The sequence below is a fragment of the Oligoflexia bacterium genome (assembly GCA_034439615.1).
Lineage (GTDB): Bacteria > Bdellovibrionota > Bdellovibrionia > JABDDW01 > JABDDW01 > JAWXAT01.
Genome location: JAWXAT010000056.1, coordinates 65,527 through 85,698, shown reverse-complemented (window position 1 = coordinate 85,698; position 20,172 = coordinate 65,527). Strand labels below are relative to the sequence as shown.

The window sequence follows — 20,172 nt, the reverse complement described above, 5'->3', positions numbered from 1 at the left end:
TCGTAACATCGCAAAAGTTACAACAGCGGTTGCTAAAGGTGACTTATCACAAAAAATTACAGTTGATGCTAAGGGTGAGATCTCTGAACTTAAAAACACAATTAACACAATGGTGGATCAGCTCAATTCATTTGCGGCTGAGGTTACTCGAGTTGCTAAAGAGGTTGGTACTGAAGGAAAACTAGGCGGACAAGCTGATGTTAAAGGGGTTTCAGGTACTTGGAAAGACTTAACAGATAACGTTAATTTCATGGCCTTAAATCTCACAAAACAAGTGCGAGGTATTATTAAAGTTGTTACGGCGGTTGCGAATGGTGATTTAAATCAAAAATTCGTACTTGAAGCAAAGGGTGAGGTTGCAGCCCTTGCTGAAACGATTAACTCAATGACTGACACACTTCGTACATTTGCCGATCAGGTTACAACAGTTGCTCGAGAGGTTGGTGTTGAAGGAAAACTCGGAGGTCAAGCGCGAGTTCCTGGTGCTTCTGGTACTTGGAAAGACTTAACAGATAACGTTAACTTCATGGCCTCAAACCTCACAAAACAAGTTCGAGGTATTATTAAGGTTATTACAGCGGTTGCTGATGGTGATCTTTCACAAAAATTCGTACTCGAAGCAAAGGGTGAGGTTGCAGCGCTCGCCGAAACGATTAACTCAATGACTGACACGCTAAGAACATTCGCAGCTCAAGTTACGGGTGTTGCCCGTGAGGTTGGTGTTGAGGGTATCTTGGGCGGACAAGCTAAGGTTCCTGGTGCTTCTGGAACATGGAAAGACTTAACTGATAACGTTAACCAGCTGGCAGGAAATCTTACTACCCAGGTTCGAGCTATCGCTGAGGTTTCTACTGCCGTTACAAAAGGGGATTTAACCCGATCAATTACAGTTGAAGCTGAAGGTGAGGTTGCGGCTCTTAAGAATAATATTAACCAGATGATCGGTAATCTTAAAGAGACGACTCAGAAAAACCAAGAGCAAGATTGGCTAAAAACTAATCTCGCTATGTTCTCAGGTATGATGCAAGGTCAAAGAAGTATCACCTCAGTTGCTCAACTTATTATGTCTGAATTAACACCGCTCATTAAGGCTCAACACGGAACATTCTTTATGAATGAAAGTGAGGAAGATGGCGAAACCTCATTAGTATTAAGTGCTAGTTATGCCTATTCAGAGCGTAAGAATGTTGGCGGTAAATATAGACTAAAAGAGGGTTTAGTTGGTCAGTGTGCGTTTGAGAAGAAAAAGATTTTACTCTCCCAAGTGCCCAGTGATTATGTTCAGGTGTCTTCAAGTTTGGGCGAGGCAAAACCTCATAATATCATAGTTTTACCCGTACTCTTTGAAGGTGAACTTAAAGCTGTTATTGAGCTAGCTTCACTTGAAGCATTTACCCCTAACTATCTAAACTTCCTTGATCAGCTCATGGATAGCATCGGTGTTATCTTAAACATGATCGCATCAAGTATGAGAACTGAAGAACTACTCCAAGAGCTCAAAAAATCAAATGCTGAGCTTGAAGCACAAGCTGAAGAGTTAGAAGAAAAAGCAAAACTTCTTGAGCTTAAAAATCAAGAGGTCGAGTTGGCATCACGCTCCCTTGAAGAAAAAGCAGAGCAGTTGTCACTCATTTCTAAGTATAAGTCTGAATTCTTGGCCAATATGTCTCATGAACTCAGAACACCACTTAATAGCTTGTTGATTCTCTCTAAAATGCTAGCCGAAAATAAAGATAAGAACCTAACAGCTGACCAAGTTAAATATGCAAGTACTGTATATTCAGCAGGACGCGATCTCTTAGCTCTTATTAATGAAATTTTAGATCTCTCCAAAGTTGAAGCTGGCAAAATGCCAATTGATCCTCGCGATGTGTTCATGGGTGATATTCAAGAACATCTTGAGCAAACTTTTAGGCCCGTTGCTGAGCACAAAGGATTACAGTTTAACTTTCATATTGGTGATTCTGTTCCTAAGAAAATGTTTACAGACGTCAATCGTCTGCATCAAATTCTTAAGAACCTGCTCTCAAATGCCTATAAGTTTACTGAGCATGGAAGTGTAGACTTAAAGATTGGTATTGCAGAAAAAAGCCTACAATTAGGTATTGATTCACTCTCCCGCGCAGGTCGTGTAATAGCCTTCTCTGTTACCGATACAGGTATTGGTATCCCCATGGAGAAACAAAAACTTATCTTTGAAGCATTTCAACAAGCTGACGGAACCACGAGTCGTAAATACGGCGGAACAGGTCTGGGTCTTACTATCAGTCGTGAGATTGCAAGGCTTCTTGGCGGTGTGATTCATGTTGAAAGTATCCCTGGCAAAGGAAGTACATTCACATTGTACTTACCTCAAAATTACACTGGCGGTGATATGACAGCACCTCTTGATACCAGAGAGCTAGAAGTGGTTATTCCTCTACTTCCTAAGAATGCAGATTTCACCGGTAGGAAAATTCTTATCATGGATGACGACGTGAGAAATATTTTTGCCATAACTACTATCCTTGAATCTCAAGGTGTTATTGTGAGCTTTGCTGAAAATGGTAAAAAAGGAATAGACCTACTTAAAAAAGACCCAAGTGTAGAACTCATATTAATGGATATGATGATGCCTGAAATGGACGGACTCCAAGCAACTGCAGCCATTCGAAATATTGAGCAATTTAAAGAATTACCTATTTTAGCACTAACGGCTAAAGCCATGAAGGGCGACAGAGAAAAATGTATTGAGGCGGGAGCTTCAGATTATATTACAAAACCTGTTGATCCTGAAAAACTTTTGGCTATGATTCACATGTGGATCATGAAGTCTGAAACGGCTTCACTCACATGAGTGAGCTGATTGCTAAACAAAAACTTGAGAAAATAAACATCCTCTTGGTCGACGACCGAGAGGATGGTCTTTTAGCATTAGAGGCCGTCTTAAAAGATCCAGAGTATAATTTAATTAAAGTGCAATCAGGTCGTGCAGCACTGTCTTATCTTTTAGCTAATGAATGTGCGGTTATTTTACTCGATGTTCAAATGCCAGGCATGGATGGTTTTGAAGTAGCATCTCTTATTAAGAAAAGAGAGAAGTCTAAAGACATTCCAATTATTTTTGTCACCGCCATTAATAAAGATATCAATTATATTTATCAAGGTTATGAGGCAGGCGGTGTAGATTATATTCTTAAGCCTTTTGACCCGCATATCTTACGTTCAAAGGTTGCAGTCTTTATTGATCTTTACCGCAAAAATAAATTGATCTTAGAACAATCAGAACAGTTAAGAATTCATGAACGAGCTCGACTTGAAATTGAAGAGCTTAGGCGGTTTAAAAAAGTTGCTGACTCAATTCCACACATCGTATGGATTGTAAAACCATCTGGAGAAATTGAATTTTGTAATGAGAAGTGGGGTCAATTCACAGGAGCTGTAGCAAAATCAAATGCTCAGTTTTTGGTTGAAAATGTGCACCCGACTGATAGACCGCAATTTATAGAAAAAATGACTGAGGCGGTTAAGAATAAATCAGATGTTGAGATCGAATTTCGTTTGAAATCAAAAACAAATCAATACTATTGGTTTTTAGGTCGAGCCATTGCTGTAAAAGATGAAATGGGTGACTTAATTCGCTGGTTTGGTACCGCTACTGAAATCGAAGTTCAAAAACAAGTAGAAGAGAAAAGAAAATTTCTAGATGAACTCAGTACTCATCTAATGAATTCATTAGACCCTGTAGAAACACTTAAAAAAGTAGCAGAACTTTCCGTTAATAAACTGAGTAATTTTTGTTCTGTTCTCACACTTAAAAATGGCAATCTTGAGCCTGTGACAGTGGCTCACAAAGATCCCTCCAAGCTTTCTTTGGTCCAAGAATTTATTACTAAATACCCCGTAGATATGACTTCACCTATTGGATCAGCTGAGGTTATTCGCTCTGGTAACTCGCAATTTATTTCAGAAATTACAACTCAACTTTTAGAAGCGAATGCAAAAAATCAGGAGCATCTAGATCTACTCAAGAAACTCCAAATTAAATCATATATTGGGGCCTCACTTTTTGTTCGAGGCATACCATGGGGTGTTCTAAGTTTTTTCTCAAGTGATCGTGCCTATGAACAAGATGATTTAATATTAGCTCAAGATATTGCCTATAGAACTTCACGTGCCGTAGAAAATGCTCTGCTCTATCAAGAGGTGGTCACAGCACACGCGACATTAGAGAGAAGTAATCGTGAGCTTGAGCAGTTTGCCTATGTGGCCTCTCATGATCTTCAAGAGCCTTTGCGTATGGTTTCTAGTTATGTTCAATTACTCGAGCGACGTTATGGTGACAAACTAGATAAAGATGCAAAAGATTTTATTGGTTTTGCGGTTGAAGGTGCCCAGCGCATGCAACAGCTCGTTAGTGATTTGCTCACCTTTTCACGTGTGACAAGTAGACCTAGTGATCCTGATACGGTCGACTTTAATGAGATACTTTCGAAAGTTAAAAGAAATCTCTCCGTGACCATTGAAGAAACGGGGGCTAAAATCATACTTGGTGATTTGCCTATACTTCGTGGTGATTCAACTCAGTATCTTCAGTTGTTTCAAAATCTAGTGGCAAATGCTCTGAAATTTCGAAGTAGTGATAATCCTATTATTAAAATTTCTGCCAACAAAGATGGGGATTTCTGGACATTTTCAGTAAGCGATAATGGAATGGGCATTGAGCCTCAACACTCAAATCGTATTTTTGAGATTTTCAAACGTCTGCATACAAGAACTCAGTATCCAGGTAGCGGCATCGGATTAGCCATTTGTAAGAAAATTGTTGAAGGCCATGCAGGTAAGATTTGGGTAGAATCAACTATAGGTAAGGGCGCGACATTTCACTTCACATTGCCTATTAAAAAAGAAGTAAGTGCTGAGCAAGCTATTCATGATAAATCACAAGTCACTTTAAATTTGGCACATGCAAGTGATGCAAATCAAAAAAACAAATCCAATTCATCATCACAACTACATTGATTTTTTATTTAGCTTTTTCGATGGCTTCCATAACTTCTGATGCGTGAGCCTCTACGTTTACTTTTTCAAAGATATGCCCAATAGTTTGATCAGGCTTAATCACAAAAGTAAAACGGTCTGAGTACTTCTCATTTGAAAAAGCACCATAAGCTTTGCTTGTTTTTTTCTCAGTGTCAGCCAAAAGTGGAAACTGGAGATGAAATTTTTTGGCAAAAGCATCATGTGATGTTTCATCGTCAACGCTAATGCCAAAAACTTGAATCCCCATTTTTTTATAGCTCTCAAAGTTATCGCGAAAGCTACAAGCTTGTTTGGTGCATCCGGGAGTATCATCTTTTGGATAAAAATAGAGAACTACCCAGCGGCCCTTGTAATCAGACAGTGAGTAGGTGCGTCCATCTTGCGATTTAAGTGTAAAACTCGGAGCTAAATCACCGGCTTTTAGTTTTACTGACATCTGAATCTCCTCATGCTTTTGAAATTAAGGTTTTATTACTTATTCGCCTCGGCACGTTTTTTCGCATAAGTCGCAACCATCTCTTCTTGTACGTTGCGAGGAACAGCGGCATATCGAGCAAATTCCATGGTAAATTCACCTTTACCTTGTGTGGCAGAACGAAGATCAGTTGAATATCCAAACATTTCTGTCAACGGAACTTCAGAGTCAATAACCGTGTAGTTTTCAAGGTTAGCTGAACCAATAATCATACCGCGGCGTTGGTTGATTTGACCCATGATAGCACCTTGAAATTCTTCAGGCACTTGAACTTGAAGCTTCATGATTGGTTCTAAAACAATGGGCTTTGCAATAGGGAATGCTTCTCTAAACGCAGCCATTGCGGCAATCTTAAATGCCATCTCTGATGAGTCGACATCATGGTATGAACCGTCATTGATGGTTACTCGAACACCAACAACTGGAAACCCAATCAAAGGACCTTTTTTAATTTGTTCTTTAAATCCTTTGTCACAAGCGGGGATAAATTCTCGAGGAATTGCTCCGCCTACGATTTCATCGACAAATTCATAAGTTTCAACCGCATCTGATGGGAGTGGTTCAATGAATCCGCAAACTTTAGCAAATTGACCAGAACCCCCAGTTTGTTTTCTGTGGGTGTAATCAAATTCACCAACCGCGGTAATGGTTTCTCTGAAAGCAACTTGTGGCTTACCAGCAACCACTTCGCAATTGTACTCACGCTTAATGCGCTCAATGTAAATCTCAAGATGGAGTTCACCCATACCAGAAATAATAGTCTGAGCTGATTCTTCATCGCGATGTACGCGCAGTGTAGGATCTTCTTTTGTAAAACGATTAAGCGCTTTTGAGAAGTTTGTTTGCCCGGCTTTATCTTTAGGTGAAACAGCGAGCGAGATAACGGCATTAGGAATAAACATAGAAGTCATTGTAATGTGTGTGTCTTCATCACAAAACGTGTCACCAGACGCACACTCAACACCGAACATAGCTACGATATCACCAGCACTTGCAGATTCGATGTCATTCATTTCATCAGAATGCATTCGTACAAGACGTGGAATTTTCACTTTACGATCTTGATTAAAGCGATTGTAAATAAAATCACCCTTATTAATGGTTCCGCTATAAATACGCATATATGTTAATTGACCATAACGACCGTCTTCGAGTTTGAATGCCAAACCAATAAAGGGGCCATCAGGATCATTTTTAATTACAACTTTTTCTTCTTTGTTATTTTGATCTAAACCTTCATTAACTACTTCAGTGGGGTTAGGTAAAAAAGCTGTAATAGCATCAAGTAAAAGTTGAACACCTTTATTTTTATAAGCAGAGCCTGTCATTACAGGAATGAATTTTAAGCTTAATGTTGCAGTTCGAATCGCTTTTTTGAGTTCATCAGTTGTTACTGCTTGGCCATTGAGATATTTATCGGCTACAAGGTCATCGAAGTTTCCCATTTCGGCAACAAGTTCGTCTCGCATTTTCATTGCTTGTTCAAGATAATCAGCGGGAATGGATTCAATACGGATATTTTCTCCGTTGTCGCCATCATAATAATTAGCTTTCATATCAACAAGATCAATGATGCCCGCAAATTGATCTTCAGCGCCGATTGGTAATGTGATCATGTGTGCGTTATGGCCTAGTTTTTCACGTAGTTGTTGAGTAACACGAAACGGATTTGCACCGGCTCTGTCCATTTTGTTAACAAATGCAATGCGGGGAACCTTATAGCGTTTCATTTGACGATCAACGGTGATTGATTGAGATTGAACGCCTGAAACAGAACAAAGAACAAGAATGGCTCCGTCTAAAACGCGAAGCGCTCGCTCAACTTCGATAGTGAAGTCAACGTGCCCCGGGGTATCGATCAAATTAATGATGGTATTTTTCCACTCACAATATGTAGCGGCTGATTGAATGGTAATCCCTTTTTCTCTTTCGAGATCCATGGAATCCATCTTGGCGCCAACGCCTGATTTTCCTCGAACTTCTTCAATTTTATGAATTTTTCCGGTGTAATACAAAATACGCTCTGAAAGAGTGGTCTTTCCAGAGTCGATGTGTGCGGAAATTCCGATATTACGTACGTGCTCAAGTGAAATCTTATCAGCCATGTTTTTGCTTCTTTCTCTTACCTAATTTTTCTTGTTCAAAGAGGGGACAGGTGCCCGATAATTATGCGTTTAAATTAATGTTAGATGGGTACTGATATATAGTATTTTTTATGAATGGTAAAACACAAAGTAGCTTAAATCTTTGACTTTTTTATATAGTTCCATTAGCCACAAACTTCTTTTACTAGAGATTCCCCCATTTGAGGGGTGTCGAATTGTTGTATTCATTGAGGAGGGGCCATGGGAACCGTAGCCACACAAGACAAACTACCACCACAGATTAAGTATATTATCGGAAACGAAGCTGCAGAGCGTTTTAGTTTCTATGGAATGCGCAGTATTCTTACTGTTTTTATGATCAATCAGCTCATGTTCGTAGCAGCTGATGCCAAAGCCACCTACCATTTATTTGTCAGCGCTTGTTATCTTACTCCATTACTGGGCGCTTACATATCTGATCGGTTTTGGGGCAAATATAAGACTATTATGTATATTTCCCTTCTTTACTGCGTAGGCCATGGAGTTTTGGCTATGTGGGAAACAAAACAGGGTCTTTATGCAGGTTTGGCTCTCATAGCTCTAGGTGCTGGTGGTATCAAGCCATGCGTTTCAGCCCATGTGGGTGATCAATTTAATGAGAAAAATAAACATCTGGTGAAGGGTGTTTTTGATATTTTCTATTTTTCTATTAACTTTGGTTCTTTCTTTTCGACATTGATGATTCCCTGGGTTTTACCTAGATATGGTTCAGGTTGGGCTTTTGGTATTCCTGGAATATTAATGGCCATAGCAACTTTCGTTTTTTGGCTTGGACGAAAACAATATGTAATTGTTCCTCCAACTGGAAAAACGGGTGATGTGGGCCTCATGCCTATCGTGTTTTATGCAATGAAAAATCAAGCAAAGCGTAAAACAGGCGAAAGTTATCTTGATGTCGCAAAAAACAAATATACTGAAGAGCAAGTAGCTGGAGCAAAAGCGGCTATCAATATCTTTAAAGTATTTGCTAGTTGTACGGCTTTTTGGGCACTTTTTGACCAGCATGGTTCCAGTTGGGTACTTCAGGCTCAACAAATGGATCTTAATGTATTGGGAATTCAATTTGAAGCCTCACAAATTTCTGCACTTAACCCAATAATGGTTATGCTGCTCATTCCATTTTTTGCTTATGTGGTTAATCCACTGATTGAAAAAGTATTTAAAATCAAAATGACCCCTTTAAGAAGAATGTCACTGGGAATGATCCTTGCGGCTTTCTCATTTGTTTTTGTTGGCATTTTGCAAATTCCTTTAGATCAAGGTCAAAAAATTTCAGTGGCATGGCAATTCATTCCTTATTTGATTATCACCATGTCTGAGGTTTTAATTTCAATTACGGGATTAGAATTTGCTTACAGCCAAGCACCCCGTTCGATGAAAAGTACGATCATGAGCTTTTGGTTTTTGACGATTTTTGCAGGTAATTTGATCACGGCTTACGTATCAAAAATTAATGTGTTTGAAGGGGCTACGTTTTTCTTCTTCTTTGCCGCATTAATGGGTGTTTTATCGTTGGTATTCGTATTTATGGCTTCTCGCTATAAAGTTCGCGATTATTACGAAAAAGCGACCTAAATCTCGTCGTAAGCCCAGTATTAGTTGAGCCCATAGCTTTCTAGAATGAAGTTATGGGCTCTTTACTTTTATTCAAAAATCTTAGCCGTCGTTACTCAACACCACAAGCCGTTCAAAAACTCATTCGCACATTTGCGTATAATCAAGAAAAGTCAGGGCCATCGGTAAGATCTGCATTAAGTACTTGGAAGTTAAAACGTGCTCATTGTTTAGAGGCTTCATTTTTAGCCGCAGCAATTCTTGAGCATAGAGGTTATCCCCCACTTGTTATGAGTTTAGAGAGTAAAGATGGGCTAGATCATGTGCTTTTTATTTTTCGTGAAAAAGGAAAATGGGGAGCAATTAGTCGTTCCCGCGAAGACGGTCTACATGGGCGAGCCCCAGTTTTTTTGAGTCTTCGTGCATTGGCCTTAAGCTATTATGATTCATTTATTGATGAAACCGGAAAACTCACAGGCTATGGAATCGCTAATCTTGATGAAATGAATTGTTCGTGGCGAGATTCTAATAGGAATGTTGAGAAAGCAGAAAAATATCTGATTGATATGCCTCACAAAAAAATTCGTAGTTCGCTTAAAAGATATTTTCGTTTGCTGAAATTATTTAGATTGAGTGGGCAGACCTCTAAGCTTAAAAAAAATCGATGGTAATAATGGGACTTAATGCCCTGATTTGCCCCATTATTACCATTGATTGCGTCAATATGACTTGATTTACACATCATCTGATGATGGCAACCACTCAGCATAACGGTATCTGTCGTTATGTTTGCATCGATCACAGAATAAAGAAAATCGTGAACTTGGGTGAAATTTGTGTTTGCACAACTCACATGTACGCGAAAGACGACCATTGTCTTTTAGCGCTCCCCCCTTGAGTAAAGTCAGATAAATCCGTCTATTATTGGTATTCTGCGATTTTGATTCGCGTGCTGTTTGACTCATTACTCCTCCTCCGTTGTTAATCATTTACTTGGCTGTGCTATTGCATATGAGATGCCAATGACGAATGTAAAAAAAAGCATAATAGAGTTGACTCAGAGTCAGAATGACAACATAGTTGCCCTAATTTGACTCACTCAGAGTTTTTAAAGTACATGAACGAAGGAGAGAGTTTCATGATAGACACGACAAAACAAACCACCGGACACATTCTTGTGGTTGATGACGATACAAATATGCAGATGTTCCTTAAAAAGTTTCTTTCAGCAGAAGGTCATCTTGTAACTACTTGTTCCTCTGCCGCAGAAGCGTTGACATTTATTGAACCCAATAGTCACATTGTTGAAGCATCATCTGAAAGTGATATTGATTTAATTCTTACTGACGTGAACATGCCTGAAATGAATGGCCATTCACTTTTAAAGTCCGTTAAAGAATCACGTCCTGAGATTCCAGTAATTATGATTACAGCGTTTGGTACAATTGAATCAGCGGTAGATGCCATGAGACGTGGTGCACACGATTACGTTACAAAGCCATTTAAACTTGCCGACATTCGCGCAACGATTAATCGAACATTGAATTATAGAAAACTTGAAAAAGAAAATTCTATTTTACGTAAAGAAGTAAAACGTTCATGGACACTCGGTGATATGATTGGCAAGAGCCAACAAATGCAAAGTGTATTTGATGTCATTAAGCGTGTTTCAAAAGTTACTGCAAACGTTTTAATTCTTGCTGAAAGTGGTACAGGTAAAGAAATGGTAGCTCGCGCTATTCATAATGATGGCCCCCGTGCTAAAAAACCATTTGTAGCTATTAACTGTGCAGCTATTCCTGAGAATTTATTGGAATCAGAACTTTTTGGTCATGCTAAAGGTTCTTTTACTGGTGCGATTAATCAAAAGCGCGGTCTCTTTGAAGAGGCTGATGGAGGTACAATTTTCTTAGATGAAATTGCAGACATGGATTTTTCTCTTCAAGCTAAGCTTTTACGTGTCATTCAAGAGAGAAAAGTTAGGCCTGTAGGGCAAAATACTTTTAAGAGTATTGATGTGCGCATCATTGCAGCTACTCATAAAGACTTAAAAAGCTCAATCGCTGAAGGTCTCTTTAGAGAAGATTTATTTTATCGATTAAGTGTTATCCCGATTTTGATTCCACCACTACGAGAACGTGCAGAAGATATTCCTATGTTTGCTGATTACTTTCTTAAGAAATATGCAGCTGCTAATGGGTCACCAGTAACTGGTTTCACAAAAGCTGCAATGTCACGTCTGATTTGTCTTCCTTGGGAAGGTAACGTTCGACAGCTTGAAAACACAATTGAGCGTGCTGTAATTCTTTGTGATGACGCGCTTATTGATGAAAGCCATATCTCGTTCTTACAAGTTGTCAGCCCAGAGTTAGAAAAAAATGGTGTAGTTAAGACTACTAGTGCAGAGCCAGATATGTCAGGTAGTCTAACCCTTAATGAAATGGAAAAACGCTGCTTAGAACTTGCATTGAAAAAAGCCGGCGGGAAAAAAGAAAAAGCAGCTCAGATTCTTGGTATAAGTCGTAAAACACTCTATCGTAAAGAAAGAGAGTACGGTCTTTGCCCAAGAACCACCGTTGAGGTGCCGCCTGCTACACCTTCGGTGGGCAGTATGGTGAATCCAATATTAAATACTCAAGGTGGCAATTTAAATTACCAGCAGTAATTAGCGGTTGGCTTTTAAACTAATCAAGAATGTGGTGAATTCGTTGACGTGGCTATTGACGCGAATTTCACCACCCATTTCAGCAACTACATTATAGACAATCGCAAGTCCAAGGCCTGTGCCTTTACCGATATCTTTGGTTGTGAAGAATGGTTGGAAGAGCTTTTTTTGAACTTCGTTTGAAATTCCACATCCTGTGTCAGTGATAGATATTTTTACTTTTCCATCTTCTGTTTGTGCTGCGACCTTAATGGTGTGGTTTTCTCTGCGCCCTGTTTTAACGACTTCTTCAATCGCGTGGATCGAGTTAATAAGTAGGTTGATAAAAATCTGTTGAAGCTTATGAGAATTTGAATAGGCACTTATGTGCTCTGGAATATCCATGGTGAATTTAATTGAAAGTTTATTAAAATTTCCCTGAAGTAAAAGAATAACTTCATTAAGTACACCTCGTATATTTATATCGCTTAAAGTGATGTCAGAAGTACCTCGGCTTAATTGAAGTAGAGAACTAACGAGTGTGGTTATTCTATCAATTTGTGAAATAATTGTTTCTAAACCTTCGCGTAGTTGTGTTTGATCTTTTGCCATGGGTTCTAAAAATTCAGCATGACCACGTATAACGCCAAGGGGTGTTCCTATTTCATGTGCAAGTCCGCTTGCAAGTATTCCGATTGAGGCTAAATGTTCTTGTCTAAATATTTTTGTTTCTAATTCTTTTTGAGTTGTCATATCGAGAGCAATTGCCATGAAACCAATATTTTCACCCGTCACAGTTTCAGAAGGTGCGATGGTCAATAGTACTGAAATATCTCGGCCATCTTTTGCGCGGTGAATAACCTCGCCTCGCCAATATCTTTTTGCCTTTGCCTCAGCAATTTGATTTTGAAATGCTTGGTAATAGTCTTCAGTTTGAGGCTGCAGAAAAGATGTTGTTTGGCCGATGATTTCTTTTGAGGTGTAGCCATAAATTCGTTCCCACATGGGGTTGACGTAAATCAGCCTAGTAAAATTATCTAATATCATTATGGCTTCGTTACAATCTTCTACGCATCGGAAAAAAATATTCTTAGGGTCTGTTCTATGAATATCTTGCTTAGCACTTGAGATTACTTGTTGAACAATCTTAAACCGTTGTTGTGATTGTGTCTCTTCAGCTTTTTTTCTTTCGATGGAGTATGCAATTCTTTGTTCGAGTTCACTTGTGTCAAACCCCCCTTTAACTAAATAATCTTGGGCTCCGACTTTGAGTGCTTCGAGTGCAAGTTTTTTATCGCTTAAACCAGTTAGTGCAATAATGGGAATATGGGGTACATGTGAATGAAGTTCAAATATAGTATTGGTAAATTCACTGTCTGGTAATGACAAATCGGCAAGAATAATATCAGCCTCGTTATTTTGAAAATAAGCAAGTGCTTTACTTAATCTATCGACAGTTTTTAGATCATATTTTTTTGAATCTAAACCCTCCTGAATCAGCCTCGCATCAGCAGGATTATCTTCAACTAAAAGGATGCGTGTTCTTTCACTCATATGTAGATTGTCTACGCTATTGAGTGTACAACTGTCAATGAAGGTGGGCGGCTACTTTTTTGAGAAAAGAATTATTGTAAAAATAAAAAAATCGCCCTATACCAATAGTATATGACTGAGAGCACATCCAAGATTTTGTTGGTTGAAGATAATATAGGTGACGTAGATCTCGTCAAAGAAGCTCTAAGGCTTTGGGGTATTCGTTTTGATTTATCTGTGGTTAAAGACGGTAGTGAAGCAATATCCTATTTTAATGACTCCAAATTATCTGATGCACCTGATCTAATTTTACTCGATCTCAATCTACCTAAAGTCGATGGTTTTGAAGTTTTGAAACATCTCAAACAGGGTGCACATAGTAAAATTCCTGTTGTTGTATTCACATCCTCAAGTGCTGAAGAAGATATACGCAAAAGTTATAGTCTAAATGCTAATTGCTACGTCACAAAACCTTTCTCATTAGATCAATACATCGACATAATAAAAAAGATCGGTGAGTTTTGGTTGGGCATAGTCAAATTGCCCCATTAAGACATGTTGTCATGGGCGCTGAGACAAGCTGACCCGTTTATTAAATCAAAATGTCCCCATTCAAGTTCCAATTGATTACACACTAAAACTGACTGGCAAAGGTCTTGCTAATTACAATCTCTGAAAGAAGGAGAGCGTATGAACTTACTATTATTCGTTTTAGTTGGTTTGATTGCAGGGTGGGTTGCTAGTGCAACTGTAAGAGGGCATGCGTTTGGTACAGGTGGCAATATCATCGTGGGTATCGTTGGTGCATTTATCGGCGGAATTTTATTCGACGTATTTAGTATGCAAGAATATGGATTATGGGGAGCAATCGCAATGGCAGTAGTAGGTGCCGGAGTGTTTCTTATTATCGCTGGTTATTTTCCAAAATTGCCAAGCACAAATCATCCCACTACACATCATAGAATTTAAAAACATAAGTTTTGGAGGGCAAATGGATATTTTGAAATTACTAAGAAAAGACCATGATGAAATTCGAGAGCTCTTTGCAAAATTAGAAAATATGGATAACGACAATGTAGCGGATGTTGAAGATACTTTTTCTGAACTTCGCAGTGCTCTCATTAATCATGCAAAAGCTGAAGAATTTTCTCTATATGCGCGTATAGAAGAAGTTGGTGAAACACGCAAATATGCACTCGAGGGTCTTCAAGAGCATGATGTGACTGAATATTTATTATCTAAACTATATGGCATGCCGATTGATGATTGGGAGAATTGGAACGCAAGTGTGAAAGTCTTAAAAGAAGTTGTTGAGCATCACTTACACCAAGAAGAAAAAGTAGTGTTTAAAGCTGTTAAAAAAGAATTCAGCCTAGTTGAGCGTGAAGAAATGGCTATTAAATTTCAAGATCAAAAGCATTCACAATTAGTATCTGCTCCAAAATTAACTAAGTATAAAGTCTATGAAGAATTTAAATCACAAATATAACAACTGCTCTGGCAGTTTGAGAGGGCTATTATGAAAAGTTTATTACAAGTTTTTGCATTAATTTGCATTTCATCAACCGCATATGCGCAAGATGGTTCTTCGTACGGAAGATTAGAAGATCGTAGATATCAGAATAAAATTGAAGTGAGTCGAGTCATGCCGGTTGCTGGAGTTGTTATTTCTGATTTTCAAGGAAATCAAAGTGGGCAATTTACCAGTCAAAATGGTTTGCAAGCAGGACTTCTCATGGATTTTGGGCGCCGAAATGGTGTCATCGAAACGGGAGTACTTTATCGACAACTTGGCGCAACTGTTAGTAGCACACAGGGTTCGACAAATGTAAATTTACGATATTTGTCTATTCCTGTTTCTGCGAAATATTACTTTGATGCCTATGCATCAACAACTACCTACATAAAAGCAGGGTTGGTTCCATCTGTTCTTGTAGCCTCTAACATTGATTACCCTGTAGATAGACTTGATGTGCCTGATATTAATGCACGACCCTTTGAACTCAGCGGTGTTTTAGGTGTTGGTGGAAAATTCATGATTTCACCTTCATTTGATTTATTTGTAGAAGCTGATTACATCAGGGGTTTAACGGCAATTGCCGCTGCAACTGATTTAGTGAATTCGTCATTTAGCTTAAACACAGGTATAGGAATTAACCTTTGAGCAATAGCTTAAAAAGTGTTTCCAATTGGAAGTCTGAAGAAATATTTCGTAGCGGAGATGTGTTTTTTAAGCGCCTGATTGGCGAACTTTCTCACGCAAAGGATTGCATTGATCTTGAGACCTATATCTACGAAGATGATGAATTAGGCAGGCGTATTACTGCAACACTTAGTCAAGCAGCCGCACGGGGTGTGAAAGTACGAGTTATGGCAGATGGAATTGGCTCACCTCATTGGTGCGCCAATTTTGTTCCAAAGCTTTTAAAAAATAAAGTGCAAGCTCGTATATTTCACCCAGCGCCTTGGGTTTTATTATTAGAACCGCTACGTAAACATGTTTCACTTTCTCATTTTATGAAACTTCTTAGTTTTATCAATAGACGTAATCATCGAAAAATTTGTGTAATTGATAAAAAAACCGCGTGGCTAGGCAGCATGAATATTCATAGCGTGCATCTCAAATCTCAAAATGGAAATAAAGCGTGGCATGATATTGGTGTTAGAGTAGTGGGGCCTGGAGTACAAGATTTAAGCCAGGCTTTTAACAAAGCATGGAATGAGGCATGGGATTACAGGCATCCAACACTTATACATAAACATAAACACTCCAAGAAAAAAATAAGCACAAACCGTTTAGTGCGCATTAATAACAATTGGAATTCAAGACGTAGACTTTATAAAGATCTACTCACGCGAATAGGAAATGCAAAAAATAAAATATGGCTTATAAGCGCTTACTTTGTTCCATCTGCAGCTGTAGTTCGAGCACTTTGCCGAGCAGCCCGAAAAGGAATTGATGTGCGCATTATAGTGCCAAGAAATTCTGACGTATTTTTTATACACAGTGTAACGTCAGCTTATTACTATGGTCTGCTTAAAGCGGGGGTTCGCATTTTTGAATACCTGCCAAGTGTTTTACATGCAAAAATGCTTATGATTGATAACTGGGTTGTAGTTGGGTCGAGTAATATGAATCATCGAAGTCTCATTCATGATTTAGAGGCTGATATTGTAATGACTAAGCCTGCGGCAAGACATGAGTTGGAGAGTTATTTTCGTTCGGATTTACGTAAGACACATGAAATCACTTTCAAAGATTGGGAGAAACAACCCGTATTTGAAAGGATTGCGAGTAAAACACTTTCTATGCTAAAGTATTGGATGTAATGAATGCAACCAATGGAATTTAGAGTACTCTCTTATAATATTCATAAAGGCTTTGCTACGAACAAGCGAAAATTTGTTCTTAAGCAAATGCGAGAATCTATTCATCTTGTAAAAGCTGATCTTGTTTTTCTTCAAGAAGTACTGGGTCATCATGATCAGCGTGATCACCGCATGTCAGATTGGAAAACAGCTTCACAATTTGAGTACATGGCTGATTCTCTTTGGCCACATTTTGCTTACGGAAAAAATGCTGTTTATTCGTCGGGGCATCATGGCAATGCTATTTTAAGTAAATACCCATTCACCTTGTTTGAGAATATTGATATTTCAAGTAACCGTTATGATCGTCGAGGTATTCTTCATGGGGTTATTAAAATTCCACACCATAAAGAAGCGATTCATGTCATTTGTATTCATTTAGGCTTATTAGAATCTTGGAGAAAAAATCAAATCGAGCGCCTCATTACACAGATCGAAGCAAATGTTCCTAAAGATGCACCTCTTATTGTAGCTGGTGATTTTAATGATTGGCGCGAAAGAATCACAATTCGCTTAAGTGAACGACTTCATCTTCAAGAAGTATTTTGGAAACTTTACGGTGAACATGCACGAACATTTCCAAGCTGGTTCCCGGTGCTCAAGCTTGATCGCATATACACTCGAGGTCTTCATATTGCTGCAGCACAATGTTTAACTGAAGGTCCCTGGAGTAAACTCTCTGATCATACTGCACTCTGCGCTGAATTCTCACTCTGATTTAAAAAAGGGGGGGAGCGGAGAAGGGGGCTTGTTATGGGGGGGATCGCCCCACTTCATCCGCGGCTTGGGGGGATTAGACTTTTTGAACTGCGTAATCTTGTGTTTGAACAAGACTTAATAATGGTTCAACAAATCGTTTAGTCTGCCAACGTACAACTTTATCTTTGATTTTTAACGAGAGTCGCGAAAGTGCCATGTAAGGATTAGAAGAAATACTTTTTACAATAAACGGCGACTCTTTTGATTTCACTTCAATAAAACAGTGGTATTTATTTTTTAATTTAATCATTACAGCTTCTTTAAGTGAGCCGTACGGAACGCTATCAACTGATTCAAAAAGTGCAAGATTTGCCTTAATTGCTAATTCGCTACTTGGCTTAAAATTCTTAAAATTAAATTGTTTAAACATCATTTTCTCCTGATTACGCGCCAACAAGACGATTATTTTGCCAGTCGCGTAATTGCGATTGGATTTGTCCAAATAGTGCGAGTACAACTTCTTGGGGTTCTTTACAAATTGCTTTGGCTACAAAGTGCCCTTGTGAAGAACAGATGTCGATAATGCCTTCATATCCTTTTTTAATTTTACTAATTTTGGAACTTGCACTTGCGTCAGAAGGTGCACTTTCTAAGAGATCATCTAAATGACGCTCATAGTTTTTCTTAAAATCATCTTCATTGAAACCGTCGATCACTAATTCATAAATCATTTTTATTCCCCTTTTCATCACCTAAGCGGGATGAGATATAGAATTATTAAGGGCAAACAAAGCAGTGCTTGTTCCATTGATACCCTCTATAAGTTGTATAAATTAAAACCCCTAAATTCTTATATGTTTTTAGATTGCAAATCACTTGCCAAGCTTGAGGAGCGATACAAAGTACTCGTACTTCTTTTGCAAAAGTAAATGTGTCTGAGTTACCCGTTGTGAGACATTTTGGCTCAATATGTGTACTAGATTTGACGGTAACTCACTGAGCTATCCGTTGAGCTTTTAAGAACATGAAATAGAAAAATTTAAACAATTCAGATTGAAGAGCTGGCACCTGCATTGCATTTTAAATGCATAGATATGATGAAAAGATTTGGTGTTCATAAATCAGTTTGGAAAAAAGATGTTTCTCGCGAACCTCAACCTTCGCTTGAGCGAGATATTGATTGTGACGTCGTGGTAGTAGGTGCGGGAATTACTGGTTTAACGACTGCTCTTTATCTTAAAGAAGCCGGGTTACGTGTTGTAGTACTTGATGAGCATGAAGTTGGAGCGGGTACAAGTGGTGCAACTACGGGGCATATTACTGCTGTACCTGATATTAAATTAAAAACTCTTGTATCTCATTTTGGTGAAGATAATAGTCGATTGGCGGTAAATTCGTTAATTCAGGCTATAAATCAAATCGAAAATATAACTCAGCGTTATAAAATAAATTGTGAATTTAAACGCGTAGATAGTTTTCAATTTGCAGAAACAAGTAAACAGAATGAGGAACTTGTTGATCAAGCTGAAATTGCACAACTACTTGGTTTTGATTGTCAGTTAACTGGTGAGTTAAACCTCCCGTTTACGTTTGAGGGTGCAATTCGATTTCAAGGGCAAGCACAATTTCATGCTTTAAAGTATCTTTATGGCATTGCAGATAAAATTACTGGTAACGAAAGTTACCTATTTGAAAATACCAGAGTCCATAAGATTGATGATGGAGAAAAGTGTCGTCTTCAAACAAACAGAGGTGAAGTTGTTTGTTCTCAGCTGATCTTGGCTACACATACTCCCATTGGTCGATACATATCACTGCAGTCTAGATTGGCTCCATATTTTTCATATGTACTTGCAGTACGCCTAAAAAATCCGCCGTCTCCTGGTCTTTATTGGGATATGAATGATCCCTATTTTTACATGCGACAAGTTGGTAACCCTGACGATAAATTGTGGATTATCGGTGGATGCGATCATAAAACAGGTCAAGAAGTTAATACATATGAACGTTACTTACTACTTGAAGAATATATCAAACAAAGATTTGAAGTTGAAGATATACAATTCTATTGGGGAGATGAAGTATTTGAATCTGTCGATGGTCTTCCGTATGTAGGTAAAATTCCTTTTACAAAAAATACTTTCACAGCAACTGGTTTTGCTGGAGTTGGATTAACTAACGCTACGATGAGTGCAAAACTTATGAGTGATCTTATCTTAAATAAAGAAAATGAATTAAAAGAACTGTATGACCCCTCAAGAGTAAAACTTTTTTCATCATTTAATAAGTTTACCCGTGAGAATGCAAATGTGGCTAGGCGTATGGTTTCTGATCGAATGGCTGAAACCGATGCTGAGATTAATGATGATACTCAAGTCGATGCCGTTGATTGTGTTGCTTCAGGTGAAGGAAAAATAGTTGATAGGCAGGGTGATAAAATTGCTGTATATCGCGATGATACTAAGCACTTGCATGTATTTTCTCCTGTTTGTCCGCACCTTGGCGGAATTGTGCATTGGAATAAAGCAGAAAAAACTTGGGATTGCCCTTGTCATGGTAGTCGATTTAGCCCGACAGGGGAAGTTTTGTGTGGACCTGCATTAGATGATTTAGAAAAAGTTTTTATTGACGCAAAAGCTGGAAATAAAAGAGCAGGTTATGCGTCTCAATTAGTCGATGGATTATCTTTGTCTTGTCTGATCTAAAAAAATAAAGAGCCCAAAGTTTAATGA

At 38.5% G+C, this 20,172-nt stretch carries 17 protein-coding genes; 12 read left to right on the top strand and 5 right to left on the bottom strand.

Translation table 11 applies throughout. The features are described from left to right. Together SGI74_13725 and SGI74_13720 are read left to right on the top strand one after the other, a co-directional pair. Positions 1-2,836 (top strand): HAMP domain-containing protein (locus SGI74_13725; GenBank protein ID MDZ4678552.1); only part of this gene is annotated, 2,836 nt, incomplete at its 5' end. Next, positions 2,833-5,001 carry an ATP-binding protein gene (locus SGI74_13720; protein ID MDZ4678551.1) on the top strand — a complete coding sequence of 723 codons (2,169 nt, stop codon included), beginning with the start codon at positions 2,833-2,835 and terminating at the stop codon, positions 4,999-5,001. The genes SGI74_13725 and SGI74_13720, both read left to right, overlap by 4 nt. A gap of 4 nt (positions 5,002-5,005) precedes the next feature. Here SGI74_13720 and SGI74_13715 read toward each other — a convergent pair whose 3' ends face one another. Both SGI74_13715 and fusA read right to left on the bottom strand, forming a co-directional pair. Beyond that, positions 5,006-5,458, bottom strand: coding sequence for a peroxiredoxin (locus SGI74_13715; GenBank protein ID MDZ4678550.1), 453 nt, complete (start codon positions 5,456-5,458; stop codon positions 5,006-5,008). 35 nt (positions 5,459-5,493) lie between these two features. Beyond that, positions 5,494-7,602 carry an elongation factor G gene (gene fusA, locus SGI74_13710; protein ID MDZ4678549.1) on the bottom strand — a complete coding sequence of 703 codons (2,109 nt, stop codon included), beginning with the start codon at positions 7,600-7,602 and terminating at the stop codon, positions 5,494-5,496. Positions 7,603-7,842: 240 nt separating this feature from the next. On the opposite strand from fusA, the gene SGI74_13705 reads away from it, so the two are divergent. From SGI74_13705 to SGI74_13695, 3 genes are all read left to right on the top strand, one after another. Beyond that, positions 7,843-9,216 (top strand): POT family MFS transporter, encoded by a 1,374-nt coding sequence (locus SGI74_13705; GenBank protein MDZ4678548.1) that lies wholly within the window; start codon positions 7,843-7,845, stop codon positions 9,214-9,216. A 53-nt stretch (positions 9,217-9,269) separates the two neighbouring features. Next, positions 9,270-9,866 carry a hypothetical protein gene (locus SGI74_13700; GenBank protein MDZ4678547.1) on the top strand — a complete coding sequence of 199 codons (597 nt, stop codon included), beginning with the start codon at positions 9,270-9,272 and terminating at the stop codon, positions 9,864-9,866. A gap of 467 nt (positions 9,867-10,333) precedes the next feature. Beyond that, complete coding sequence (locus SGI74_13695; GenBank protein ID MDZ4678546.1) at positions 10,334-11,860, top strand: sigma-54 dependent transcriptional regulator; 1,527 nt, start codon at positions 10,334-10,336, stop codon at positions 11,858-11,860. Here the strand turns inward: SGI74_13695 and SGI74_13690 are convergent, their stop codons facing one another. Next, the gene (locus tag SGI74_13690; protein ID MDZ4678545.1) at positions 11,861-13,393 is read right to left on the bottom strand and encodes an ATP-binding protein; all 1,533 of its coding nucleotides are present in this window, start codon (positions 13,391-13,393) and stop codon (positions 11,861-11,863) included. It lies immediately after the preceding gene. 111 nt (positions 13,394-13,504) lie between these two features. Here SGI74_13690 and SGI74_13685 point away from each other — a divergent pair, with 111 nt between their 5' ends. From SGI74_13685 to SGI74_13660, 6 genes are all read left to right on the top strand, one after another. After that, positions 13,505-13,924 (top strand): response regulator, encoded by a 420-nt coding sequence (locus SGI74_13685; GenBank protein MDZ4678544.1) that lies wholly within the window; start codon positions 13,505-13,507, stop codon positions 13,922-13,924. A gap of 138 nt (positions 13,925-14,062) precedes the next feature. Further along, positions 14,063-14,341, top strand: coding sequence for a GlsB/YeaQ/YmgE family stress response membrane protein (locus SGI74_13680; protein MDZ4678543.1), 279 nt, complete (start codon positions 14,063-14,065; stop codon positions 14,339-14,341). Between the two features lie 22 nt (positions 14,342-14,363). Further along, positions 14,364-14,861 carry a hemerythrin domain-containing protein gene (locus SGI74_13675; protein MDZ4678542.1) on the top strand — a complete coding sequence of 166 codons (498 nt, stop codon included), beginning with the start codon at positions 14,364-14,366 and terminating at the stop codon, positions 14,859-14,861. 30 nt (positions 14,862-14,891) lie between these two features. Continuing rightward, the gene (locus SGI74_13670) at positions 14,892-15,536 is read left to right on the top strand and encodes an outer membrane beta-barrel protein (protein MDZ4678541.1); all 645 of its coding nucleotides are present in this window, start codon (positions 14,892-14,894) and stop codon (positions 15,534-15,536) included. Next, positions 15,533-16,702 (top strand): phosphatidylserine/phosphatidylglycerophosphate/cardiolipin synthase family protein, encoded by a 1,170-nt coding sequence (locus tag SGI74_13665; GenBank protein ID MDZ4678540.1) that lies wholly within the window; start codon positions 15,533-15,535, stop codon positions 16,700-16,702. The genes SGI74_13670 and SGI74_13665 overlap by 4 nt, the downstream gene beginning before the upstream one ends. Positions 16,703-16,714: 12 nt before the next feature. Then, entirely contained in the window at positions 16,715-17,458 is a 744-nt protein-coding gene (locus SGI74_13660; protein ID MDZ4678539.1) for an endonuclease/exonuclease/phosphatase family protein, read from the top strand. Positions 17,459-17,534: 76 nt separating this feature from the next. On the opposite strand, the gene SGI74_13655 is transcribed toward SGI74_13660, so the two are convergent. Continuing rightward, the gene (locus SGI74_13655; GenBank protein MDZ4678538.1) at positions 17,535-17,870 is read right to left on the bottom strand and encodes a hypothetical protein; all 336 of its coding nucleotides are present in this window, start codon (positions 17,868-17,870) and stop codon (positions 17,535-17,537) included. 13 nt (positions 17,871-17,883) lie between these two features. Next, a complete protein-coding gene (locus tag SGI74_13650; GenBank protein ID MDZ4678537.1) occupies positions 17,884-18,171 on the bottom strand; it encodes a hypothetical protein in 288 nt (95 codons plus the stop codon). Between the two features lie 363 nt (positions 18,172-18,534). Here SGI74_13650 and SGI74_13645 point away from each other — a divergent pair, with 363 nt between their 5' ends. Continuing rightward, complete coding sequence (locus SGI74_13645; protein ID MDZ4678536.1) at positions 18,535-20,145, top strand: FAD-dependent oxidoreductase; 1,611 nt, start codon at positions 18,535-18,537, stop codon at positions 20,143-20,145. Positions 20,146-20,172 lie beyond the last annotated feature (27 nt).